Source organism: Halorussus aquaticus, from assembly GCF_024218795.1.
Lineage (GTDB): Archaea > Halobacteriota > Halobacteria > Halobacteriales > Haladaptataceae > Halorussus > Halorussus aquaticus.
In genome coordinates, this window is the sequence record NZ_CP100403.1 from 253,363 (window position 1) to 278,879 (window position 25,517).

Genomic DNA, 25,517 nt, shown 5'->3' on the forward strand with positions numbered 1-25,517 from the left:
GCAGCTAGTTAGTTGAAGTGATGGACGGCATGTTCTAACGCCCAGTCGTTGGCGAGAACTTCGTCTTTGTCGTCGGTTCCGCCGTCTGTGAGCAGGCCGATGTGGTAGAGATGGTATTTGAATTGGAAGTGGATGCCGGATTTGTACACAGTTGGGTCAGCGAGCATTGTACTGTTGATTTCGCCGTCGGCAGTTAGGACGTCCTCTCGTCGGGTCTGTGTGAAAAACACTTCGACGGCGAGTGGTTGGTTAATACGGCAGGCCTCTTGGGCGACCTCGTCGATAGTCGCGGGTTTGATACCTTGCTGGTGGAGGCGTTCGAGTGCTTCGATGATGAGTTGGGTTGGGTCGTACTGGACTGCGACTGAGCGAGCGAGTTGCGCCCAGCGAGGGGCGAGGTCAGTGAACTGAGTGGACCGGCCTTTCCACGACGCGAATTCGTTGAGTGCGGTAGTGACATTTCCGTGTTGGTCTCGGGCGAACCTGACGACCTCTGCGCCAAGGTGTGTGAGGACATGTCCATCAGGGCGATTGTCGACAAGTCCAAGAAGCAGGGCTCCGCGACGGCCGCCAGAAACGCTGTTAATTACGTGGCTGGAGTAGACGTCCCGTGTATCACCGTCTGCGGCCAGGGCGAGAGCGTAGCCGAGGTAGTTCTTCGGATGATTTACAGGGAAGCTCCCCTCAGTGAGTTGGTGGGTTGTTGCTTGGAATCGGATCGCGTCAATAGTCGTTGAGAAGTCGCCGACACCGGTGACGCGCGCAGGTTCAACGAGCGTTGCTTTGTGGGTGCTTTCAACGCCAATGATACCGACGTTGAGGTCGCGTGCCAAGGCGCGTGCTTGGTCAGTAATACTTTGGATTGGGGCGGCAACATACCCGAGGTTGACTTCGGACAAGTGGCCGTGGGCTTGATTGATCCCACGACGAACATCAGCAGCGCTCGGGTCCGTGTTGTGGCCTTTCGCTTCAATCACAGCAACGGGCGTTGTTGCAGTGTCGGCGTTCAACACTTCTTGGGCGGGCATCCCAACGCCGAGGAGGTCCGGTTCACCATCAGAGAGGCGAATCGTATTATACGGCGCAAGACGACGGCGCAGATTGTCCGGGATCTCCCAATCACCCCACGAAGATTTCGTGAACTGGGTTTCCGTGACTGCGTAGTGGTCTGGACTATCGTCGAGATTAGGATAGAGTGTTTCCTTCGCGGCAGCAAGGACGGTGGGTTCAGTGAGCGTAGCTGCCATTGATGCGGGTATTCTCACCCATGGACATTAAACTGAGTCATGTTCATCAATCCAGAGGAATGGGCCGTTCCCGGTCAAGTTGTTACCCGCAGTTCCGATCGAATCGGAGTCGGCTTTCAATTGGTCTTTCTCTTATATGATAGATGATATTTTAGTTACCAGTCCGTCAAATATTTCCAATTCGCTCTATCAGATATTCGGAACTGAAATACCTCCCTGTTCCTGATCCACCCCTGGAAGCGCCGTATGGAGAGTTGAATGGTCAATATTCCGTTTAAGAAGCCATTGTCCATCCACTTCTTGAACATCTCTTTCGAAGTCAGATAATGGAACCGGACTTGCGTACACGTCTATCTGGAGAATGTCCCTGTCCCCCCAAGGATACTGGGCTTCATCGAACCTATGTTTCCGCCGTTCATTTGAGTCTGCCTCCGAAATGTTAAATGAGACGGAGGTGTGACCACCATCTGGTATCTCACACCGTGCTGTAGCTGACCTTCCTTCTTCAACAGCGACCCGTCCGTTGAGTGCTTCCATCACAACTTCGTAATGCTTTGTCGTACTCTGAGCATCAAACCGTTCTAATACAACAACCTGTGATGCTGAAGGTAGTGGGACTACATCTCCTCTGCTGAAGTGGCCAGCAGGTACCTCCTTCATGTCCCAATTCCGCCGAGAGAACGAATCAATTGCAGTCCCACCGACTGCACCTCTAGACGTAGTTGTTTCAAGAATCTTCAACCGGAGATGTGCATCGCTCATATTTTTAACTAACTGCGCAGCTTCCCTCCCCTCCTCTGGAATTTGATTCTTCAGGTTAGATTCCAAGGAATACAACATATTCCGGTGGTCACGGAGTGCCGCTGAGAAGACATCGCTAGCCGCTCCGTTTGTTAGAGAAATATCGCTTTGCAAACACTGGTTTTCGAAGGCAACCATTATTTCAAGCAATATATCCTCAGTTGGCATCTCTTCTTCTAAGCGCTCTGGAAGCGATTCAAGCGGGTCTTCCAATGACCGATGGGCAACGCCAAATTTTCCCTCTACTTGTCCACGAAGGGTTGATGCGATCTTTTGTGCACGTTTGATTGCTGGTGGGGTGATGGGAGTGGGAATTCGCTCATTAGACGAAGCCTTGTTAAATATGTCATCCAGATATCCTAATTCGAGAAGATATTTAAATAAAGACGCAGCAGAGTACATAGCATAGTCCTGCCTCCCTTCTTCGTCTGTTCCCTTATCAGAGTCAGCGAAGTCACTGATCCCTCTAAGGACACCCGGAACCACGTGACGGCCAAATTTCGCGTTGTTGCGCTTAACTTGTTCGATGACGGCCACGCTCTCTTGATCAACCACTAGGATGTTCCGATCGATACTGACAATATAATCAGACATCCCATCCTCAATAGTTCCGCGATCAGTGACAACTGATCCAGAACTCGCAATGGGTCCAGTAGTGAGTGCCGGTTCAAACTGATCAGAGCCATTAGGAGAGATGTCAGCTGGGCTAAGACCGAACGTCCCTAACTGAGATCCAACGTTACTGGACCACTCTGAGATCGTATCAAAGTCAACCCTAATCTTCTTTGTCGCTGATTTGAATCGATTCTCCATGTCATACGGCTTTGGACCAGCCCGTCTGATCGGGCTAGAATTCTGATCATCACTGGTATATTTTTCATTCCGATCAATCTCATACACGTGTGACCCGGAGACGACGTCTCCGATTTTCACATCGTCATCATCAAGACCTCCAGCAATCCCAATATTGACTAGAAGATCCAGACTCGGGCCGATTTTCTCGTAGAGATCGTCCGTCGCTGAGAGTGCTGGGGACAGCCCTTGTTCTTGTACACAGTGTACTACCCCACGGAAATCACTTGATGTGTGAACTTCACGGAGTTGTCCCTCAAACAATCCTTGATTTATATTGGAGGTGTCAAAAACGTCGCAAAAGACCTTGAACTCGCTGAGCATCGGGATAATGATCCCGAAATCGTATTCGTCCATGAGCGCTGTATTAGAAGGCTAAGGTTTAGTTTTACTGTTCTTCTCGGCTTTGCATGTTGAAAAACGATTGACGAACTAGTCGCAGCACTCATGGAGGTAGGACTCCGTGTCGTCGGCCCACAGTACCACGTCGTCCTCCAAGATATTCGCGACGGAATAGAATCCGATTCATCTCGCTGACGTTCACTCTCACTTAAAAGACAGATCACATCGATCACTATCAAGCTAAGAAGGCACTATCTAGTTTAAATTCTCGATGACAGAAACAATCATCTAATAGATGATACAAAGAGTCAAGAATCACTAAGCAACATGAGCTCACAAGTCTCACTCCATATCTCGACAAAGACGCATGACGGCGTTTCATCCGATATCGGTCGAAGAGCCACTGTACTGCTGGCATATGCCAAAAGTGCTTAGCTACACAGTATTCCAATCAGCCTTTGCCGACCCAATCAGTAATCTCTAACGCAGTCTTTGAGTTCTTCACAAAAATACTATGAGTAATGGTTGATGATTAGCGCTAATGGCAACCACCAAAACTGCCGAAGATATGTACCGTGAGTTAGCTTGTGTGGAAGAAGGAGGAGCACTATACACACTTCAACGAGCTACTCGGTATGAAGTTGAGTATGTCGAGCGTAAGTCACGAAACGATGGCGGTGACGGCGTCGTTGTCTATCTTCGAAGTCCCTCCAGCGGCCACTATCCAAACGGCAAGCCATATCGACTCGTTGTTGACTGCGGCGAAGACCGATTCGTCATGGAAGAAAAACGGAGTGGAGAAGAGTGGCGAACACACTCCGCAAAGTTCGCAGGATTCCGCTATCGATCACCAACCCACCCAAAGAACGACGAGTCATGGGAGTACGAAGAAACACAACCATCAACGTGATAACGCCACAAGCGAACTCGGCGACTTACTAGAATTTCAATTACAGTATTATTCCTACCGGCATTGACCTTCAACGAACAGACCAAATCCTGTTTTCGTCGTCCCTATGCGCTCACTCGTTCCCTACTATCACGGGGTCAAGGTCGAATTCGCTTTGGAGAACCTCGTTAAGAGCTGAGGCAGTGAAGTTCTCGAACGTGCTGTTGTCGATCTTCCCTCGGACATCGTGTGGGTGGTACGATTCATTTTCTAAGTTCCGCGCTTTCACATCACCAATCGGTTTTCGCAGACTGATGTAGCTATAAGGTTCGGCGTCTTCCGGTAAGGGTTGGTGTCTCGGTCGGACCCAGAGCTCCCAGTCAATCCCATCTGAGAGAAGTGCAACGGCATGGAAATCCAGGTCTTTCCGCAAGTATTCTTTCACGTCTTCTCGTGCATACTCTAGTTTGCTCCGTTGAATGCCGACGCCGTCTGCGGATTATATCGCTGATTTCAGGGGAATTGGACGCTGTCTTGCGATATGGGGCGTCTCAAGACCCTCGCACAAACGTTTCGAGACTTTGCCACGAACCACGTAGAAGAACCAGACGTACCCGCCGCGCCGGACGGCGCGGACGGGTACGCTAACTCCACGAAAATCGCGCTGCTTCTGCTTAAAGAGGAAATCAACAAACCACTCCGGAAGCTCGAAGATTACCTGAACGAGATGCCGGGAATCCTCAATGTGTTCGGCCTTGAGAAATCTCCTGATTACTCGTCGTTCAGCGTTTGGGACGGTGAATTTCCGATGAAAGAGTTGCGCCGCCTGCTCCGCCAGTCAGCGGAGCAGGCGGGGCTTTCGGGCACTGCGTCGATTGATGCCAGTGGCTTCCAACGAGATCAAGCCAGCTCACTACCGAAATCGAGTCGGTTACTCGTTCAATGCGATGAAGACGACGCTGCTCGTTGATACGGACTCACTTGCCATCATGGACGCTCATTTCACGACGAAGAAAGCCTATGACGGCCATATCGGACTGCAGGTCTTTCGGCGCAACGCCGAAGACCTGCAGGAGTTGCTGGCTGACAAGATGTACTCGTGGAGCGATCTCCGTGAAGCCTGCCGTGACGCGTCAACGCGACCAGTGATCAAACACTGTGAGCAAAACGCACTGAAGAAAGCTCACAACGCCAGAATTGACGACGACGTCTACAACCAGCGGTCGATGAGTGAGACAGTGTTTGCGATGCTGAAGGACGACGGCGACGAGATCCGCTCCCGGAGCTGGCATGGCCAGTTCCGGGAGCTCACGCGCAAGTGCATCGTACATAACCTAACGCAGGCGGCGAGTTAGGGCTCGCCGCCTGCTCCCTTTCTCCGGACGTATCCGGGAGAGGCATCGCCATCGTCCACCTCATCCTTCGTGCGGTATCCTGTGAAACTGATGTTTTGATCACTGCGTAAAGCCGCTAAAATTGAATCGTCCGATCTTAGAATCCGCAGAGAGAGCGTAGCTACCCGTGAAAAATCTAATGTCATAATACTGATTCTGTCGCTGTCTTGCGTTCAACAGAGCATCCAAGCACGATAAGACGGTCGGGCTGAATTTCCTCGAAGTTCCCGAGTGCGAGACGCCGGAGGAATACGAGAACGAGATCGAGAGCCGGATCGAGAATCTGAAGGCGATTTTCGATACCGACGAGTACTGGGGTATCAACATGGAGTCGATCACCGAGTCGATGGGTCGAGCGATGATGCAGTCCGAGAAGCCATTCTCGGTGATTGATCTGTATTTCACGCTGTTGAACGCCGAGCGCCGCGAGGAATTCGCGGCGAACGTTGAGGACCCCTACGTGCGTGAATTCTGCATCGAAATCGCGAAGATGGAGGACGAGACGGTGCGACCAATCCTGAAGCGGATTAAATCGTGGGTCGAGAACTCGGTTATCCGGCGGATTATCGCCCACCGTGAGAGTACCATCGATTTCCGCAATATCATCGACAACGACCGCATCGTCATCGTTCGCACGCCTGTCGAGAACACGGACATTAAGAAGATGATCACGCTCGGGGTGATGCGGAATCTCTGGAGTGCGATTCAACGCCGCTCGTACGAACTTGACCGCGACCCATCCCCCTACTTTGTGCTTGTTGACGAGTTCGACGAGATCGCTAGCGACAACCTCGACATCGAGTCGATGCTCGCTCGCGCTCGCTCGATGCGTCTCTCCGTGACGCTGGCGTCCCAGTATCCATCGCAGTTCGAAGAAGAGACGCTCGAAGCAGTGCAGAATAACTGCGACAATCTCATCGCGTTCTCAGTGAACAGCGTGGACGACGCTCGTCTGTTGATGAAGCGGTTCCGTGATTACACGGCCGAGGACCTCATATCGACTGACCAGTACAAAGCATGGACGAAACTCCCTCTCAGCGGTGGTCGCTACTCCGAACCAGTTCTGCTCAATTCGTTCGCGCCATACCCACCGCTTCGGTCGCCAGAAGCGGTTGACGACATCATCGAGGAGAGCCTCGAACGCTATGGGACGGACCCGTTGACTGACGCCGAAATTATGCAGAACCTCATCTATAGCGACTCGAATGAAGCGGCGAATCCGACGCGGATACTGGACAAGACGATGGCGGAGGCGATTCGCGCAGTCCAGATTCGAGCGGGTGTCCGCACAGAAAACGGCTGGGTGGACGTCACCGTCGTGGACGACGAACTCGCGGTTCGCCTCGACAATCAGGACGCCGATATCGAATATGCGCCCGAGGACTTGCCCGACGTACGAGATGCCTCTGGACTAATGGAAGTCGAGTTGCAGGACGACGATATCGTAGTCCGCCTCACTGAGGACGGCGAGACAATGGTCGAACCGGAGACTGGATCCGTTCGATCTGCGGGCGGTGAAACTCACGATGCAGTCCTTGTCGATACTGAGGAAGCGCTTACTGAGCGCGGGTTTAGTGTCGAGGTTGTCGAACAGGACGGGAGTGAACAACCCGACGCCGTCGCAACCCATCCGGACCACGACGCCGTATTCAACATCGAAGCTGAGACCACAACACCGGATCGCCCCGTGAAGGTCTTGCAGAACCTCAAGCGCGCCCACGAAGCAGACCGGATTCCAATTTTTGTCGTTCGACCGGGTGACTCGGAGACGAAGTGGGCGTCACGGGTTGAGAACATTCTCTCACCGCCACTTCGTGAGCGCGCAGACGGTACCGAGCAGTTCTACAACTGCGACGAGGTCGTGACGTTCGGCGGTGGCGCGACAGCACATGGTGGCGTAACTGCAGTCCGACCACGCACCTCCGACACGAACCGGACAGTCTGGACTCGTGATGGTGACGAGCGCGTACTCTCTGACGGCGAGACGGAGTTTGCTCATATGTCCGACGAAGGGACACTCTCGAAAGACATGGTTCCGGCTTACTACAGTCATGACCGAGAAACCGGGCAGTACACCGTCCACAAACCCGGCGCAACACAGACATACGACTCGAAAGACGAGTTCGAGGCGGAGTGGACGCCAATCAAGCGACCATTCATCCCGAGTGACGAACTGCCGGAGGCGGAGATTCCCCGAGATAGCTACGTTGTTCTGATTCTGCCAGCAGACGGCAATCCAACGGTCTTCCAGCAAGGGGAGACGTATGCGCTCTCGGAGAATCCTGACGAACTATGGCCAGACACTTCAACTGAAGATTCGGAGCAGTCTGAGAACTCCGCTCAGAGTGAAGAAACCTCCTCCCCTGAGGACATTGATTCCCAACCACCTGCTGAGTCGGTGGAAATCGATCCGAGTGAGGACGGTGTTGAAGCGTTCACAGCAATGTATGTTCGGCAAGTGGACGAGGCCAGGGTTCCACAGGATGACCTGTTTCAAGCGTATTCTAATTGGACGGACCAGCACGATATCGATGGGACGAACAAGGGATGGTTCACTCGGAAGCTTCGAAACGTCATTGAATTCGATACTGATCGGTCGCGAGTGGACGGTGAGCGTGTGCAGTTCTACGTTGGAATCACGCTGACACAAGAGGCCGAGACACTACTCGGTCAATGAAATCAACCAAATACATGATACAACCAGCGGGTGGCTTAGCCACCTCCCTCATTCGACAGAAGCTAGCCGACGAAATACTGCAATACAAGCCTCAAAGCGAGCAGACTCGGCCTTTTACGCTCCCTGTCCATGCAGACTGGACGGCCAAGGATGTTGCATGGACACGACTGTCCACGAAAAATCGCATGACGGGGGCGCTGTCCATGCAAATACCCGGCCAAAGACCAACTAATATAGAACGGGTTGCACCCGTTGGACAGGGTAACCGTCAGCCTGCTCGTCGAGAACTGTTTTGTCATTATCGTGATAGTGGGTGTGTGATGTTCCAAGAGAATTATACAAGGAGGGATGAGTATGGATTCTGAGTCACTAGTTGAGGTATTGGTGCTTCCGGATGAGTTGTGTGAGCGCGAGCAGTGGGTGTGCTGGAAGGAGGAGCAACGGGATGGGAAGGCGACGAAGATTCCAGTAACCCCTGGGTCGGGTGGGTTCGCGTCCTCAACGGATTCGGAGACATGGACGGACTTCGAAACCGCGTTTGACTACGTTGAATCGGGGAATGCTGATGGCGTCGGGTTCGTTTTTACTGACGATGATCCGATTGTGGGAGTGGACCTCGACGACTGCCGGGATCCCGAAACGGGAGATGCCGACGATGCGGCACACGACATCATCGAGCGTCTCGACTCGTATACAGAGGTTTCACCATCCGGAACTGGCTACCACGTGCTGATTAAAGGCGACCTCCCTGAGGGCCGGAATCGGCGTGGGAGTTTCGAGTTGTACGATACGGCGCGGTTTTTCACCGTCACCGGCGACCGTGTCGAGGAGACACCGACGCGGGTTGCACGGCGGCAGGACGCGCTCACGGCCGTCCACCGTGAATACGTCCAAGACACCATCGACAGTTCGGAGGCCGAACCTGACCAGCGTGAGCGCGCTGACGAGGACTCTACGACTAATGGACCGAGTAAGGTTGACGTTGACCTCAAGGACGAGGAGTTACTGGAGAAGGCGATGAATGCGTCGAATGGCGCAAAGTTCGAGCGTCTCTGGAACGGGAATACGGGTGGGTACGATAGTCAGTCGGAAGCTGATATGGCACTCTGTAATCTACTGGCGTTCTGGACTGGTGGCGACCAAACGAGGATGGACGATCTATTTCGCCAGTCGGGATTACTTCGTGAGAAATGGGATGAAGTCCACTACGCCGACGGTTCAACATACGGGGAGAAGACGATTGAGCGAGCAGTACAGAATACCTCAGCGTTCTACGACCCAGAACCGAGAGAGGAACAGACTCGGGACTCGGCCTCGACTAGGGACTCCTCGGTAGATAGTAGCCGTGGCGAATTGGACCGTAGTCGGGCGTATCTTACTGAGAAGAATCGGCTGTTGGCCGACCGTGTCGAGGAGCTAGAGACGCTTCTCGAATGGAAGAACGAGCGCACCGACGAACTTGAAGCAGATGTTGAGCGGCTCACGACTGAACTTGCGGAACGTGAGCAAGCGACGGATCAGACTCACGAGGAGCGTGTTGGTAGTGGGAGCTCAGACGAGGAGGAGTCACAGTCGGAGTCTGTCTGGGGGCGGACGAAGCGGTTGTTCGGAAACGACCCTGACTCGTAGGTGTTCGTAGAGGGTCGTCAGTCTGGTAAGCCACGGACGCAGACTGCAAGCGGTTAGATGCGAGGTGGAATACGGAGTCTGTCGCCGACCTCGTACAGATATCCTTTCAATAACAGTTGTTCGACAAGCTCACGGGCGTCGGCACGGTTGATTCCTTGCTCACTGAGGTACGTGACGGCGTCTGCGTGTGAGATACGCTCCTCATCTGCCGTGGTCTCGATATACGTGTCGAGGTGGTCGAGCACAGCCTGCTCGCTTGTGCTCAGGGGCCTCCGTGAACTCGGCATCATTCGATATATCGGACGCCATCAAATAGACCAGTGGGGTCCGACCGAACCTTCGGTTTGGACTCGTTGCCTCGGTAGTTAGTAGAAAGATTGCGTCGTCGACTATCGACCAACGAATCGTCGGTAGAATGTTGTCTGAACCCCGTACGCTAGGTAACTAGCCACTCCGAGCGCCAAGACAAGCGGAATAAGAGGCCAAATGAACGACGAACTAAACCCGAATGGAGACACTCCGACTGCATTGAATGCAACCATCCCGAGAGTCAACAGTAGGCTGAACGCGAGAAGAGATACAATCAGGAGACCGACAAACTCTGCAGATCGATCCCCGCCACGTTCCGTGTCGGTTAGCATGTAGCCGGCAATTGCACCGAGACACACGGCCGTGACGATCCCCGGGCCACCACTAAGACTGTAGCTGGTCTGCGTCGCAGCGAGATATCCACCGTACGCGATGAAACCGATGAAGCCAACCAGCAGTCCAGCAAATGCCCCTTTGACTGCGCCTAGAAGTCGAGGTCGGTGACGGCGGTACCACGCGGTCTCGACTCGATAGGCAAGCAGGTACGACCCGACGAAAACGGAGATTGCTGTCAGGGTCGGAAGGACGAAATATGGCATCGAAAACAGCCAATCTCCAAGGAGCCACTGGAACGCCATTGTTGGGACGATGGCGAGCGCCCAACCAGCAAGAAGCGATCCGACGAAGATAACGCGGTTTCGATGTGCTGAGGCTGATGTTGAAGCTCGGTTGCTCGTCACCCAGCGGTATCCGCCGATGCCGCCGACGAGGAGACCCAGCGGAGCTGCGAATTGAATCGACGTTACCCAGTTTGGTGGCAAGAAGGCATCCGTCGTTGCACGGTAATAGTTTCGGAGGAGACGGCCGAGTGTATCAAGAACGAAAGTCTGGATTAAGCCCCATTGAAGGGCAGTGACGAGTGCCTGCTTTTGGGTGGAAGGAGCGTCTTGGGAGGGCATATCTGAGGGTTCTCCCCTGGTTGATTAGAAAGTGTTGATGGAGTACCTATAAATACTGAACAAGCCTTCGTTCGATACCATCGGATGAATGCGGAGAACTTTCTGACGCAACTCCACACGACGTGTGCTGACGCCATTACGGAGTATCGAACTCAATTCCCGGATCACCCACCATTGTCCGAGCATCTCCAGTACGACAGTGATAGCCCTCTTGCGAGTGAGACTGGTCTCCATCGGTGCTTTCGAGAACTCACCTATATCTACGACGATCTCTTTGCTGTGGACTCAACATCATATCGCGACCAGTGGCGCGACCATCTCGTCTATGATGTATCCCGGCAAGAGCATCTGCGGCTCATGAGTAGTGACCCACCGACGTCACTCATGTTGGGGTGGATTGGGGCGCGATATGCTGCTCGCACAGGCCACATCGGTATTAGTACCGGCCGACTCCCTGTGCCGAGAGCGTACTCCGTACTCGCCTCCGAACTCCTCCATGCCTACCAGCATTGCTTTGACTCCCCAACTTGGCACCATCCCTACCTCCAGGAAGGAATGGATCGAGCCGTCTCGGTTCGAGCGCTCACCCAACTCGCTCAAGAACTGGACGACGATGACAATGCAGTTGCCCATGCTGCAATGAGACAGCGAGCGAATGCACTCCTTGCAGGAGTGCTTGCGCATGGCACCCGCCACGGCGGCATTACGCCAGCAGCTATCCGTGACCTTGGCGTCACCACCGACGAACTTTCAGCCCTCCAAGCAACACTCCCATGGCGAGCACTTGGCCATGTTCAACCACGCTACCGATGGAAGGACACCGCATTCCTTCCCGACTACGACCTCTATGGCTCTCTCCTCCTCGTTAGTGAGACTATGGACGTCCCCGATACCTACAGCCGTGCATTCTGGGGTGACCACCCCTGGGACAAGCTTATCGGGGATATTCAATCCATCAAACCCCGCTGGTTGTGGCAGTACATTCACTCGACCTCAAACGAGTAGCCACTAGACTTCCATTGTTATGGCTCCTACTCCCCGAAGCGGCCTCTTGTTTAGCCTGCCGTCGTCTGAAACGCGTCGCGCTGGACGACGAGCGTCGTCCAGTATACGTCACCTTGGTACTGAACCAGATACGGGCCACTCAGATCACCCTCGCCGTCTTCGTCGAGTCTGTGAGCCTGTTCGTGGCCGCGAAACTGATTGGCGAGCGCCACAAGCGCATCAGACGGCGTCTCGTCGGGGCCGACAATGTACTGCCCCTCTGTAATCGCCGTCTCGACGATGTCCTGCTGGGCTTCCGGAAGCTCCCCGAGTGCGAACACTAACCGCTCACGCATTTGTCGGCCGTAATCGGCGGCCGTCGCCACCTGTTTGGCAGTGTACCGATAGGTGTTCAGGGTCGTGTCGTAGGCGTCGTCGACGATCCATTCGGCTTCGGTACCGTCGTCCCAGGTGATGTACGAGTACTCTGACTCCGGGACGAGGACAGATTGTTCGCGTTCGGCGTCCGTATAGAGGAATGTTGTCCCGATACCGACCGGATCACCATCCGCGAGCCCGTGAGCGGCAAACTCATTCTGGTCGACCTCGGGGAGATCAGCGAACTGAATGGCTTCCGACTCAGTTACTGAGTCTGTGACGATATCCACTTTCACGGAGTACCTCGTGGCAGGGGTTTCCTCGATTATGTCATAGGACAATTCGTAGACGCCCTCTTGGTAGGCGATATGTTGTTGTTCGGGGAGTGGTGGACGTGTCCCCTTGGTTGTCGCGCCGCCGTCAAGAATCGAATCAAACAGTTGGGCAGTCGCGTCGTCGCCTTCGGCAGGGCGGACTGTATAGAGTACCTTTGTCGGGAGTTCTGCGTCAGTAATCGTCGTTAGTTCAAGTCGCGCTGTGGAGGCTTCCGCGACGGCGTTGCTCCTACTGAATCCGCCGGAACTAGTGCAGCCAGCGACGATTGCGGGAAGAGACGTGGCGGCGGTCGCGAGGAGGGCGCGGCGGCGCATAGTCGTGATTCCTCGGAGATGCTGGAAAAACTTTGTGTCGGCCGCACCGAGAAGCGTGTAGCGCGCGTCAGCATGTCTGGGCGGGTTGGCGACGTACTGGACACGCAACTTCAAGAAGCATCTCGTCACGGTGTGGAGTGATCCAAACACTCTTTACTGTTTCGCTGTAAACTGTAATCAAGAAGCGCTATGTCACGTACCTCGAACCAGGCCGGTGGCGACGTTGTCCGGGACTTCCTCTTGGTCGCGGACCTCCTCGAAGAGCCACAGTTAGCCCAACTGTACGCGTATCTCGCTCATGAAGGCGAGGCCACTGTCCAGAACATGATGGACGACCTTGAACTCGCACAGGGCACCGCATACAGCTACGTTAATCGACTTGTCGACGCTGGCGTCATCGAAGTCACTCACGACGAGCAGCCCCAGCGGTACGCCGCCTGCGAAATCGACCTGACCGTGACGACAGCCGCTGGCGACCGCGAGTACACAATCACGCCGGCGCTGATCGACGCCGTCGGCCGCCGAGAGACGGACGCCGACATCGACACCTACATCGACCGCCACGGTGTCGCTGGGCTTGCGACGGCGCTCACCTATGCGGTTGCTAGAGAGCGGGGCGAGGTGACCCACCGGCTGATGGCCGAGGACCTCGACATCTCGCCGCTGGCCGCCGAGATCATCCTCCAGGCGCTCCGATCCGTCGTTCACGAGCACTACGATATCGAAGCGTCGGGAGCATCACTCGACGAGTTGGATATTGACGACGGCGACGCAGTTGACGATACGTGAGCACGCTCCATATCGCCGACACTGGCCTGTTCGTCGCGATGGGCCAGCCATCGAACAGTCGGTACCAGGCTGTCCGCCGGTTCGCCCGCCGCAACGACGTCACCTACGTCCTGCCCGAACGCGTGTACGAGGAGTTGACCGTCGACGACTCCGACGTCGAAACGCCGCCCGTCAACGCGGCAATCAAGGAAGAGTGGGCGACGGTTGCGCCGCCGCTCAAGTTCTCAGAGCCAATCGTCTCACGGGTGATGGATGGCGTCCAGCGGTACATCGCGAACGCCGACGACCGCCCAGCAGACGAGGTCGAGCGGGCTGATCCTGCCCTTGCCGCGTTGGCAGCCAAGCACCTCAGTAGTGGGGTAGCGACCGAGGTGTACATCTACACGACCGACACCCTCGCCGGCGAGGGGCCGAGGCCGTGCTCGCGAGTGAGGGCTACGAGGACTCGGTAACGTTCGTGAACGGCTTCCGGTTCATTGAGGATCTTCGGACGGGCGACCGTTGACAGGCCAGCGTTCCTCGATACGAGGTTCATGATACTCGAAAGCCCCGACGAGACAGATTTAGATTACGAGCACCTCCATGGACATCAAGGAACAGTCGTTGAGATCATCTCAGACGATGCAGGAACTGTAACTGGTAATCAACGGGAGGGGCATCCTTTCCGAGTTGAAATCGCTAATAGTAACACCATTGACGTCCGCCGCCGGGATTTTCGGCCAGTTTGATTGGCCATCGTATGGAGACACCTCTGTAGTCCAAGGTCACTAAATACTAAGTTAACGTACTGAATACATCTCGGCATTACGATGCTCTCGCTTCCTCCGCTTGTCGATAATGCCAACAGGACAGTAGAAGACGCTTACAAGCGGATTATTCCCCAGATCGAGGAGGGCCGTATCGCAACTGGATACTTTTATCTCTCAGGATTCGACCTCTACCGGGAAGACCTTGAGAAACTGGCTGATCCCGACGATCTTGGCCACGCTCCGCTTCGGATCTTGATGGGTCGTCAGACGAATAGGGGAACTGCTGACGAAATCGGTGAGGGGCAGAATCTCAAAGAGGAACTCAAAAGAGAAGTGAGAGAAAGCATCTCGGAGCTGAATAACGCTCAGATCGGGCGACTAGACCGGCTACGAGACTTCATCGCCGAAGGCGAGGTGAGCGTCCGTGTGCGAAATCCTGAAAACGGTTACTTCCACGCAAAGGGTGCATCATTTCGAGCGCCACTCGAAGATAACGAAGATTGGGGACAAGACGAGGAGGAAGACACCCGCCCATGCGCTACCGTTGTTGGCTCCTCGAACTTCACCAAGAGCGGCCACCAGAACAATATCGAACTGAACCTCACGAGTCAGGATCGACACAAGGCCAAAGCGTTTGAGGAGTGGTACGACAACCAGTGGGCCAACGCTGAGGAGTTCAGTGAGGAGATTATCCGAATCATCGAGAACAGCGAGGAGTACCAGGACTGGAAGGAACAGCAGGAGGACGAGTCCGACAAGGAAACGTCATCCGAGAAGTTGGGGACTTATTTGGAACCGTTCGAGCTCTACAAGTTGCTCGCCTACGACGAACTGAGTGGGAACGTCAACATCCGTGACAGCCCACTGTACTACTTCCAGAAGCTCGGGTACGAGAGTGCAAAGGAAAAGCTCTCACAGTTCAACGGGTGCATCGTCTCCGACTCGGTCGGTCTGGGGAAATCATTTATTGGCGGTGAACTTCTCCACGACTACCGCCAACGTGGCGACCATTGTCTCCTCATAGTCCCGGCCAACCTGACTGATCAGTGGGAAGACCTACTCGAGAACGACACTGACGAAGACGGCAATCCATACTTCGGGTTAGAGGTGGACGGCACGCACCTTGACGTGATAAGTATCAGTAAGTTCCAAAATCTCTCCTACGACGAGGTCCAGGACCTCAAAGATGAGTTCGATGTCCTGCTTATCGACGAGGCTCACCGGTTTCGGAACTACGGGAAGTGGCGACCGAACCCGGGCCACGATGACGACTACAAGGGGACGCGACGACACGCGAATCTGAGGCAGCTCCGCGGAAAGACGATGATCATGCTGACCGCGACCCCGATCAATAACAGTGCCACCGACCTGAAAAACCTCATCAGCTTGTTCACCAGCCCGGAGGAACTTCGGAACAAGGCATCACTCGACTTCGATGCGTTCGACGAATACATCGAACTCTCGGAGACGCGAAAACGCATCGCGGCCGGGAAAGAGGAGGTTGGCGACGACGAACAGCAGGAAATTACTGAACAGCTCCAGCGACACTCCTCTGAGATATCGAATATCCTGAACGAAGTGATGGTTCTTCGGACGCGCAAGCACGTCAAAGACCAGATTCAGGACAGCGAAGACTTCGAGATGAGCTTCAAGCCGCCGAAACTCAACAAGCAACAGTACTCTCTGCCGGCGGCCTACCAGCCAGTATATCGGATGCTCCCCGACGTGATGGACGCCCTCCACCTTCCCCACATCACAGTCAAAAACCCGAAAGCGGGGAGCACGCTGAAAGCCCTCTACAAGCTGAACCTCCTCAAACGGCTTGAGTCATCAACGTACGCGTTCGTCCAGTCGATCGAGACGCTGCATCAGAGTGAACGCCAGCTTCTCGGCCTTCTTGGTGAACTCCCCGAAAACGAAAACATCGATATGCTCCGAACTGTTCAGAAGGGAGAGGACTCTGAACTCGGTGACTTTGTCGAAGGAGCGGACGCTGCTGAAGATCTCGAACAAACACTCGAAGAATTCGGTTTCGATACCACCGCTATTCAATCGGAAGAAGGAACTGATACCGAGGGAGATGAACTGGTAGACGCCACCATCGGCGAGGTGAAGACGTACATCAGGGAGGACCTCACCCTTCTCTCGTATTTCCTCTCGCAGTTCATCGGTGATGTCGCCCGTGATGCGGGTGATGTGAGCGATTATGCGGTCTCCACGCGCCAATGGCTCGCTGAACACGACGCTGGTGTCCTCCCAGATATTCCTGAAGAAGAGATGAATCCGATTCTCTACCCGAATAGTGATCTGAGCGAAGTCGACCCCGCCACACGCGACTTTTACGAGGCCGTCTTTTCACTCCGCGAGTTCCGCGACCCGAAGATCGACCGGCTTGCAGATGTCCTCACTGATCACGACCAGAAAGTGCTCATCTTCACTCAGTATCGGGCAACTGCAGACTACGTCTATCGAACCCTCTGTGACAACGCGGACTCACCACTCACCGAGGCGAATAGTGCCGTCGTCAAGGGTGGCGACGAGAATAAACAGGACATCATTCAACGCTTTGCCCCCGAGGCGTCAGGCTACCAGCAAACGCTTGCCGAGTCGGGGGATTCAGAGCTACAGTACGTAGTGGCCACTGACACGCTGAGTGAAGGGGTTAATCTTCAGGACGTTCATGTGGTGGTCAATTATGACCTGCCGTGGAACCCGATGAGGATTGTCCAGCGTGTCGGGCGAGTCGACCGGATTGGGAGTACCGCTGAGAAACACGTCCACAACTTCTACCCGGACGGCGACATTGAGGCGGCGATCAAGCTCCTGAAACGCCTGCAGGCAAAGATCAACGATATCGCGCTCATCGTCGGAAAGGAGAACAACATCCTCGATCCGAACGAAGACCAGATTCTCGAAAAGACAGGTGTAGACACGGAGAAGACAATCGGGGAATTACAGGTGGACGAGATCGAAGACTCCCTCCAAAAGTCCCGTGAAATTGACGACGTGAATGAACTCGACGACACGAGCAAGAATCCGCTCCTCCGCAATGCGGGGAGCAATGAACACGCTGCGTTCGAACGGTACCTTCTGAAGCGAGAACTAAACGAGGACTACGACCTGACCGCGGAAGACTTCGAGTACGCTGAGGACTTCTTCGATGACCCGCCCGAAGAACGGGAGTTCCTCTACACGAATGTAACTGACCACGATGCCGGTCCTCGTCCGGGCGTGTTCGCCCTTGCCCACCTCTGGTTCGACGATGATGACCACGAGTCCCCGCTTGGTCGCGTCCGTCGTGCTTTCTACTACAAGCCCTTCGCCGACGAGGTCAAAGAGCGGCCCGTGAGCACGCTCAACATCGACCCTTCAGTTGACGGCGAACCGATTACCGGAAATCCAGATACGGTGTTATCGAATCGCGGTGAAATTCAAGCAGTGCTTGACGAGCGTCTTGAGGTGATTCGAGAAGGCCAAGTTGAGGGTGCTTTCAAACAGGGAGAGGCCTTCTCGAAGGAACAGGAGACGATCCTCGATTTCATCAGTCACTACGTTCAGCCGAATCACGGTGATGAGCCGGCTCCTGTCGAAGAGTTCGAAACAATAGGAGAATGGGCTAACGGCATCGAAGAGCGGCTACAGGAGGTAAAGCTGGCGAACACAGATGAAGACCGAATTCTACGGGAGATCTTTCGCCAGAACGAGCAGTACGACTCCTTCCCAGAGTGGCCGACCGTGGAGTTCCTCAGTCAGCTTGAGGAGTTCTTAGAAGAGAACGTCGAAGCCTCTACTGAATATCAGACAAAACTGATGGGAGAGAGTGATGTACAAGCGAAGCTCGTATGCTGGGGGGTTGTCGGACAGTGATTCGGGAGCTACGGTAGGGGCCCCTTCTGATCCAGCAGATCATATTTCTCCAAGACCAGATCGAAGTACATCTCGTCCATCAGCTTCGGATTCTCAACGCGATGGAAGTCGTCGAGGACAAACTTCACGTCACGACGTTTCAGGCCATACGCGTGGAATGCGGCCGCGTCGATTTCAGCCTGTAATTCTCTGCGTTCTTGATCTTCTACCGCTGCCTCGATTCCGCCGAGTCGCTCACGCATTTCTTTGAATTCTTCTCCGTAACAGTTCAACCGGGCAGCTCGTTCAGCGATATAATAGAACCAGTCATCTCCGTCGGTGAGGCGTGGTAGCTGGGATTCCAATAGCTCGCGCTTGACGATGTGCGTCTCGACTTTGGTTCGCATCAGGAAATCGAACGCAATGCTGTTCAGGAGTCCCGTTGCCGCGAAGAGTTCTTGATCCGTAAATCGCCGGACGTAGGGTGACCGAAGTGGGGACTCTGTGAGGTGTTCCTCTTCAGGCTCAATAGCGAACGGCTTGAACGTGTTAATGGTGTGGAGACAGATGACGTCCTTCGGAAGTACCGTCGCTATGATCGTCCGCTCGTCCCGAGATCGAGAAACGTCTCGAATGCCGATTCGGTATTCAGTGCAATCGAGCAGGACATCTTCTTCCTCAAGTCCGTGACCACGGTGTTCTTCGAGTAGTTTATCTACGAATTGAACTTGAGACTTGCTCGTCTCTGAACCTCCAAAGGCGTCATAGATTGCCCGTTTGAGATTACCCCTGTTGAATTTCTTTTCTCGAACACGGTACTGAGCACTATTCGGTGGATCGTACATCTCACGACTCCAGTACTGCGGTCCATCTAACGCTTCTGTGTGGGTATTATCGTACTGGAACTGGTGGATATTTTTGCCGCCATAGACGGGATAGTCGGCCTCCTCCGGCGATGTCAGGAGCCTATCCTTATCAGTCGATTCAACGAACTCCTTAGTGAGCATATCAACTGTCCAAGCCTCCTCTAAATCTTCACCCAAGGAAGGCTGCTCAACTACCTTCTCCAAGACGCTTACTTCGATCTGCGAGGTGATGGATGGGAAGATTCCCCCTTCTGGAGAATAACTGACGAGTACATCGCGCGGAATGTTGACTGCCTCATCTTCGATCCTGTAGACTATATCCATGTCACGTTGGTTGAATATCCCCCGAAGAGCTGATGTCTTCCCCCCATATTCGAACGTCAGAATCGCGAACCGGTATCTATCGTCGATGGCCTCAAAGATACCCTTGTTCTCGAACCCGATGAGATTCTCCACGTCCGTATGGTCCAGCAGATGCATTCGGAGGTCTTTCCCCATTACTCCCCCGAAGATAGTACCGGGGAGGAGCAGACTCACCTTCACGCCGTCTCTGGAAAGTCTGAAGACCCGCTCAAGAAAAAGAGCCGAAAGTTCGTTCTTTGTCGGCATCGTTCGACCGCCCACCACCGGAGATTGGAGCTTATAGACATCTCCCTGCGTAAAGAAATCTGCCTGAGTTTCCATCGATTCCTTGTAGTCCTCCCATTCCCACGCAACTTTGGGGTTTGAGAGAAGGTCTTCCATCACACCATCCTTTTCCTCCGACGGATAGGTACGGAACTGCTCATCGTAGCGGATAAAGAAGTCGTCGCGATTCGCGTAGAGCATGTCCCACGGTGGGTTCCCGATGAACACGTCGAATCCGCCTTTCTCGAAGACGTCGGCGAACTCCAACGGCCAGTGGAAGGGAGACCACTCCCGGATTTCCTTGATCGTTATGTCGTCAAAGCCAGCGTCTTGGAATTCTCGCCGAAGAATTTCGTCAAATTTGTCCCGATGTTCCTCTATTCTGTCTTCTGCTTCTTTCCGCCATTCTTGTGCTTCAACACTGGTCTCCGCTTTCTTATGCTTCTTGATGGCCTCTTTCACGTCCTCAAAACGAGTTTTCACCTCCCAAGAATCGAGATCGCTGTCTCCGTCTTCGTTACTCTCAATGTCCGTATCGAGTTGACCGATTAGGCTGTTCCCCTGCCGTACGTTGAAATCGATATTGGGGAGCGGCTCCACCTCGCTCGGTTCGTCCTCGATATCAGCGACCATCGACAACCAGAGCCTGAGCTTGCAGATCTCAACAGCACCTTCGTCGATATCGACTCCGTACAAATTGTTGAGGATAGCCGTTCGCTTTGCGTAGAGTGCTGATGAGCCTTTTCCAGACTCGATTTCCTCTATCTCTTCTCGTGTTCTGGATTCTAGCTCCCAGCCTTGTCCCTCTGATTCGAGCCGCTGGAAATACTCAATGCATTGCATCAACTGAGTGGTTCGCTATTGGCTGTTTTCGACTTAATCTACGAATACTGGTAAAATACGAGCTGCTTCTTACACTCTATTCAACAAGTGGATTGACCAGTTCAGTCGAAAGTCACGCTCATATCCATCATTTTCATATGAGTAAAGCAACTTGCAGGTGGTATGACTCTCCAGCAGATTACTGCATCCGATATCGCGGGCTGGGACTCTTTACAGGATATCGCGAACTCCTTTGAAAAACGCGGGCTCAAACCACGCCCGAAACTAGGGGGCGATAACGAACTCGTAGTCCAGCTTGATGATGACGAATTCATCGTCATTGTCAATGCTGGTCCCGGTGAGACTGCCACGGACTTCAAACCGGAAAATCGCTCACGGCACACCAACCTCGTTGCCACCAACGATTTCGAGACTTTCACCTTCATTACGCGAGTCCGAAGCTGGGAGGGGCAGCAGCACGGTCGAATTAAGCATCAAAAGATTTCGTTCTCGAAGGAGCAGTTCACGCGGGACAGCGGAGAAAAGAACACTATTCTCCAGAAACTGAACTCGATCGAGTACGGCTCCTCCGCTGCGATATACGATACGCTCTACGACACACAACAGGTTGTCAAGGAGTTCTATGAACAGTTCGAAGAACTCCGGACAGATCTCATTCAAGAGGTCACGGGCATTCCCGACGATCGGGGTGATGCGAAGCAACGATATGTGCAGGTCATCCTTGACCGGATGATTTTCCTCTACTTCATCCAAGAAAAGCGCCTCCTTGATCGGAACCCGAACTACCTTCACGAACAGCCGAATGAAGTCGTTGACGAGGGTGGTGACCACTACGAAGAGTTCTACGAACCGCTCTTCTTCGAATACCATAGAAGACAAGCAAAACCCTGACTTCGGTAGTCTTCCGTACCTGAACGGTGGCTTGTTCGCAAGGAATCCCGTCGAAGAAGAGTTCGAGGACGCGAAGTTAGGTGGCCCTGCTGAGGAAACGAACGAGCTCTTCGACGATATCCTCGACTTCCTCTCCGACTGGAATTGGAACGTTGACGAACGACTCGACATCGTTGATCCCAAGAACCTCTCCCCGGCGATCTTGGGCCACATCTTTGAGCAAACGGTCAATCAGAAGGAGATGGGGGCGTACTACACACCGGAAGAGATCACGGGGTTCATGGCCCGCCGGACGATCCATCCGTATCTGCTCGATCAGCTCAACGAGACTGTGGACGCAGACTACGACGAGATCGACAATGTGTTCGGATTCCCCGTGCCCGAAGCAGATACTAGCACAGAAGCTGTTGCCGATGGCGGAACCATAACTCAGCAAGTTCCAACGGAAAAGGTCCAGACCAGCCATGTGGAGACTCTCTACCACGATATTCTGAAGGAAGCGCACATTCTCGATCCTGCCGTAGGAAGTGGCGCCTTCCTGCTCGCCGCACAGGAGGTGCTGATGGACCTATACATGCAATGCATTGAGTATTTCCAGCAACTCGAATCAGAGGGACAAGGCTGGGAGCTGGAGAGTCGTAGTCGCGAGGAATTAGAAAGTATCGAGGGTAGGCATGGTGGGGAGTCGCTATACGCAAAACGCTCGATTATTCTGGATAACCTCTACGGGGTGGATATCGACGAGGGCGCTGTGGAGATCTGTAAACTTCGTTTGTGGCTCTCGATGGTTGCGGATATCGAAGACGAGCCAGGGGAGGTCGAACCGCTCCCGAATATTGATTTCAACATTCGGCAGGGGAACAGTCTTATTGGATTTACAGACCTCATCGAAACCGTCAACGAAGAGGGTGATACCTCACTCACAAATTATGGAATCGGTGAAGAAACACCGGTTAGTGAGTATTACGAGGACGTAATCCACGCTCAGCGGAAACACAAAAGGGCAAATTCCTCAAAAGAAGCAACCAACGCCCGTCGTCAGGCAGAGTCACTCATCACCAGCTACAGTCAGAATCTGGACAACAAGGTGCTAGATGAGTTCCACAGTGCCAGCGCTGAAATCACTCTGGATCAAGTTCAAGAATTCTATCCCTTTCATTGGATTCTCGAATTCGCGCTAGTCTACGACCAGGGAGGTTTTGATCTCATTATCGGGAATCCTCCTTGGGACCAGCTTCGAGCAAGTCGCGACGATTACTTCGTCAAGTTTGATGAGCAGTTCCGGTCCCGGATGCCTTCGAACAAGGACGAGATGCAGAAACAGCCAGAAGACGAGGAGATTTCCGAGGGATGGGAGGAGTATCAAGAGCAGATAGAGAAGCAAATGCGGTACTTCACTGATGGATCGGAATACACTCTCCAGAAGCCGGTTATAGACGGCCGCAAGGATCCGAACGAAAACAACCTTGCTGCTCTCTTCTTTGAGAGACTATTTGACCTCGTGAGCAAACAAGGGTACGTAGCGCAAGTTCTCCCTGGAGTTATCTTCAGTGGGTCCTTCTCAAAGGATCTCAGATTAAAATTACTTGATGACGCAGAGATCAAGACGTTAGTGGGCTTCGAAAATCATGGAATCTTTGAGGAGATCGACAATCGATACCAATTCGCCATTCTCTCTTTCAAGAACAGTGGTAAAACGGACCAGATAGAGGGTGTATTTGATCAGCGTGATGTTTCTGTCCTCCGCCATTTTGATGAGATGGCAATTACTATTCCTCGAGAAGTGCTTTCGCAATATTCACTGAAAGCACGGATATTCCCTAATATCACTCATCCTGAGGAAGTGGGTATTTTGAAGAGTATTGTCTCACACCCACCGTTGGGAGAAGAGATTGAAGAGAAGTGGAACGTCACTCCCCACCGTGAACTGGATCGATCACGGGCGTCTGACCGTTTCGTCGAAGAGGAAAATGAAGGTGATTACCCTGTGTACGGTGGAGCAAACATTCACCAGTTCCAGCACGACAACACGTTCGATTCGAGTCTTGATTCCCCTTCACTATGGAGTGTCGATGAAGATCGGCCGGACCTGAGCGCTAAATACCGTGTTCGGGAACGGGCGTACAACGGTGGAACGCCGAAAAAGGACATATACGAAGCGTTTGGTGGACCAAAGACCAGCAAATCACAGAAGGGATTCGTCAACGATCTTCTTCAGGAACACCGTGGACAGGACCTTTGTATGGATGATCTCCTTCCAGACTTCACGGGATACCGAATTATCTACCGGGATATCGCCCGACCTACCGACGAACGGACAATGATTTCGACTGTGTTACCTAAAGGAATTGTTTGTGTTCACACACTCCAGACATTTTCGCCATATGAAGTCAATCCGGAGCAGGAAGACCTCTCAGAGTATCCCCTCCGTTCAATCTATGAACGTGCCTACGATGATGAGGAACTGTTCGTCATCACCGGTCTACTGAACAGCATTCCGTTCGATTACCTAATGCGGACGAAGGTCGATTCACACATTGTCCGGTTTAAACTGGAAGAATCGCAGGTCCCACGTCTCACAGAGGGCGACAACTGGTTCCACTATATTTCAGACCGGGCGGCCCGGCTCAACTGCTACGGTGAGGAGTTCGAGGAGATGCGGGAGCGGCTCGGCGGAATTGAACCCGCTAAAGAGGAATCAGAGCGTCGGCGACTTCAGGCCGAAATTGATGCAGCTTCTTTCCACGCCTACGGACTCGATAGGGGGGAAATGCAGTTCGTTCTTGATGACTTTCATCGGGTGTCGAATCCTCGAATTATGACGGAAGCCTACATCGAGAAGGTCGCTGAGAAATACACTCATCTTGGAGACGTAGGGCCAATGGAGTAACTTCTGAGTTAGCACTACGCCTGGTTCTTGAATGTTAGTCCATTCAAGCTTACTGATGAATGCTGTCCAGCGCTCGCCGGGTCATCGCTCCATCGACATTCAGATATTGACGTGCAGTCGTGATGTCCTCCCAACCGAACATTGCTCGAAGTGCAGGAAGGTCTAAGCCCCTTCCCGCATGGTACGACGCTGCTGTGGCACGCAGTCCGTGTAATGAGGTTGCGTCGTTGGACAGTTCTGGAGACAGTTCAAGGGCCGTTTCCAGACGTCGCTGTAAGGTCGAGAACGAGTATGGCCAACCGCCATGTTCGTCAAGTAGTAATTCGATCGCGATTCGGACTCGATACGAAAAATGGTACGGCACTGTTCGAGACGCGGCCTCTGTTTTCGGGAGCCAATAGCTATCCGCAAAACTTTGGAAGTCCTTCTTGGGATTGTGGTCCATTCGTTGTTTCACCGCTTGCCGACAGTAGCCACAGATACCGCCGTCACGTCCCTTTGTACAATCTTCTTGTTTGGGAATTTGAATCATCTGACGCTCTAGGTCAATCCACGATGTAGACAGGTGCGTCGTTTCTCCTGGCCGAAGTCCCAGGCGTCCCCCGAGGAGGATAGCGGCTCGTGTCTCAAGACGTCTTTGCGTATCTGATATCCGCCCAGCTCCTTCTAACAATAGTTCAAACTCGCGTTCGCTAAGAGCCCTTTCTCGTGTTGCTTCCATACCTGTCTCTGTCTGTCGATACAAAGATAATCCGTATCTTATCCGAGTGTCAAGAGTCATAAAACAACATACCTCTCCCTGAGTTCAAGCAGTTTCGGGCATACAAATACATGGGGATGAAATCCAGCAAATCGAACAGGGGCAGGTAACCCTCCTGAGCGAAGGAAAACTGACCACAGATGAT

At 53.4% G+C, this 25,517-nt stretch carries 17 protein-coding genes and 2 pseudogenes; 11 read left to right on the top strand and 8 right to left on the bottom strand.

Annotated features, from left to right (window positions below):
- Positions 1-8: 8 nt before the first annotated feature.
- Together NGM06_RS23775 and NGM06_RS23780 are read right to left on the bottom strand one after the other, a co-directional pair.
- Positions 9-1,247, bottom strand: a complete 1,239-nt coding sequence (locus tag NGM06_RS23775; protein WP_254270788.1) for a hypothetical protein — start codon at positions 1,245-1,247, stop codon at positions 9-11.
- Between the two features lie 189 nt (positions 1,248-1,436).
- On the bottom strand, positions 1,437-3,257 hold the full coding sequence (locus tag NGM06_RS23780; RefSeq protein WP_254270789.1) for a 5'-methylthioadenosine/S-adenosylhomocysteine nucleosidase family protein: 1,821 nt from the start codon (positions 3,255-3,257) through the stop codon (positions 1,437-1,439).
- 526 nt (positions 3,258-3,783) lie between these two features.
- On the opposite strand from NGM06_RS23780, the gene NGM06_RS23785 reads away from it, so the two are divergent.
- Positions 3,784-4,152, top strand: coding sequence for a hypothetical protein (locus NGM06_RS23785; RefSeq protein WP_254270790.1), 369 nt, complete (start codon positions 3,784-3,786; stop codon positions 4,150-4,152).
- 112 nt (positions 4,153-4,264) lie between these two features.
- On the opposite strand, the gene NGM06_RS23790 is transcribed toward NGM06_RS23785, so the two are convergent.
- Positions 4,265-4,576, bottom strand: coding sequence for a hypothetical protein (locus NGM06_RS23790; RefSeq protein ID WP_254270791.1), 312 nt, complete (start codon positions 4,574-4,576; stop codon positions 4,265-4,267).
- A gap of 96 nt (positions 4,577-4,672) precedes the next feature.
- Between NGM06_RS23790 and NGM06_RS23795 the strand changes: the two are divergent.
- From NGM06_RS23795 to NGM06_RS23805, 3 genes and pseudogenes are all read left to right on the top strand, one after another.
- Positions 4,673-5,486, top strand: a pseudogene (locus tag NGM06_RS23795) (IS5 family transposase).
- Between the two features lie 364 nt (positions 5,487-5,850).
- Positions 5,851-8,202: a type IV secretory system conjugative DNA transfer family protein gene (locus NGM06_RS23800; RefSeq protein ID WP_254270792.1), complete on the top strand. Its 2,352-nt coding sequence runs from the start codon at positions 5,851-5,853 to the stop codon at positions 8,200-8,202.
- Positions 8,203-8,556: 354 nt separating this feature from the next.
- Positions 8,557-9,831, top strand: a complete 1,275-nt coding sequence (locus NGM06_RS23805; RefSeq protein ID WP_248653157.1) for a phage NrS-1 polymerase family protein — start codon at positions 8,557-8,559, stop codon at positions 9,829-9,831.
- A gap of 53 nt (positions 9,832-9,884) precedes the next feature.
- On the opposite strand, the gene NGM06_RS23810 is transcribed toward NGM06_RS23805, so the two are convergent.
- Together NGM06_RS23810 and NGM06_RS23815 are read right to left on the bottom strand one after the other, a co-directional pair.
- Positions 9,885-10,076, bottom strand: a complete 192-nt coding sequence (locus NGM06_RS23810) for a hypothetical protein (RefSeq protein WP_248653156.1) — start codon at positions 10,074-10,076, stop codon at positions 9,885-9,887.
- A 144-nt stretch (positions 10,077-10,220) separates the two neighbouring features.
- Complete coding sequence (locus NGM06_RS23815) at positions 10,221-11,099, bottom strand: hypothetical protein (RefSeq protein ID WP_248653155.1); 879 nt, start codon at positions 11,097-11,099, stop codon at positions 10,221-10,223.
- Between the two features lie 555 nt (positions 11,100-11,654).
- Here NGM06_RS23815 and NGM06_RS23820 point away from each other — a divergent pair.
- Entirely contained in the window at positions 11,655-12,104 is a 450-nt protein-coding gene (locus tag NGM06_RS23820) for a hypothetical protein (protein WP_248653154.1), read from the top strand.
- 50 nt (positions 12,105-12,154) lie between these two features.
- On the opposite strand, the gene NGM06_RS23825 is transcribed toward NGM06_RS23820, so the two are convergent.
- Positions 12,155-13,111 carry a hypothetical protein gene (locus NGM06_RS23825; protein ID WP_248653153.1) on the bottom strand — a complete coding sequence of 319 codons (957 nt, stop codon included), beginning with the start codon at positions 13,109-13,111 and terminating at the stop codon, positions 12,155-12,157.
- Between the two features lie 189 nt (positions 13,112-13,300).
- Between NGM06_RS23825 and NGM06_RS23830 the strand changes: the two genes are divergently transcribed.
- From NGM06_RS23830 to NGM06_RS23840, 4 genes and pseudogenes are all read left to right on the top strand, one after another.
- On the top strand, positions 13,301-13,900 hold the full coding sequence (locus NGM06_RS23830) for a DUF7437 domain-containing protein (protein WP_248653152.1): 600 nt from the start codon (positions 13,301-13,303) through the stop codon (positions 13,898-13,900).
- A 38-nt stretch (positions 13,901-13,938) separates the two neighbouring features.
- Positions 13,939-14,330: pseudogene (locus NGM06_RS23835) on the top strand (PIN domain-containing protein); the annotation flags it as partial.
- Between the two features lie 103 nt (positions 14,331-14,433).
- Positions 14,434-14,628, top strand: a complete 195-nt coding sequence (locus tag NGM06_RS24580; protein WP_465260990.1) for a DUF8139 family protein — start codon at positions 14,434-14,436, stop codon at positions 14,626-14,628.
- Between the two features lie 81 nt (positions 14,629-14,709).
- A complete protein-coding gene (locus NGM06_RS23840; protein ID WP_248653150.1) occupies positions 14,710-18,516 on the top strand; it encodes a helicase-related protein in 3,807 nt (1,268 codons plus the stop codon).
- A gap of 8 nt (positions 18,517-18,524) precedes the next feature.
- Here the strand turns inward: NGM06_RS23840 and NGM06_RS23845 are convergent, their stop codons facing one another.
- Positions 18,525-20,831 (bottom strand): Eco57I restriction-modification methylase domain-containing protein, encoded by a 2,307-nt coding sequence (locus NGM06_RS23845; RefSeq protein ID WP_248653149.1) that lies wholly within the window; start codon positions 20,829-20,831, stop codon positions 18,525-18,527.
- A gap of 162 nt (positions 20,832-20,993) precedes the next feature.
- Between NGM06_RS23845 and NGM06_RS23850 the strand changes: the two genes are divergently transcribed.
- Both NGM06_RS23850 and NGM06_RS23855 read left to right on the top strand, forming a co-directional pair.
- Positions 20,994-21,722 carry a hypothetical protein gene (locus NGM06_RS23850; protein ID WP_254270793.1) on the top strand — a complete coding sequence of 243 codons (729 nt, stop codon included), beginning with the start codon at positions 20,994-20,996 and terminating at the stop codon, positions 21,720-21,722.
- The gene (locus tag NGM06_RS23855) at positions 21,655-24,612 is read left to right on the top strand and encodes an Eco57I restriction-modification methylase domain-containing protein (protein WP_254270794.1); all 2,958 of its coding nucleotides are present in this window, start codon (positions 21,655-21,657) and stop codon (positions 24,610-24,612) included. Before NGM06_RS23850 ends, NGM06_RS23855 begins: the two co-directional genes overlap by 68 nt.
- 49 nt (positions 24,613-24,661) lie before the next feature.
- Here the strand turns inward: NGM06_RS23855 and NGM06_RS23860 are convergent, their stop codons facing one another.
- Positions 24,662-25,393: a tyrosine-type recombinase/integrase gene (locus NGM06_RS23860; RefSeq protein WP_368410521.1), complete on the bottom strand. Its 732-nt coding sequence runs from the start codon at positions 25,391-25,393 to the stop codon at positions 24,662-24,664.
- Between the last annotated feature and the right edge of the window lie 124 nt (positions 25,394-25,517).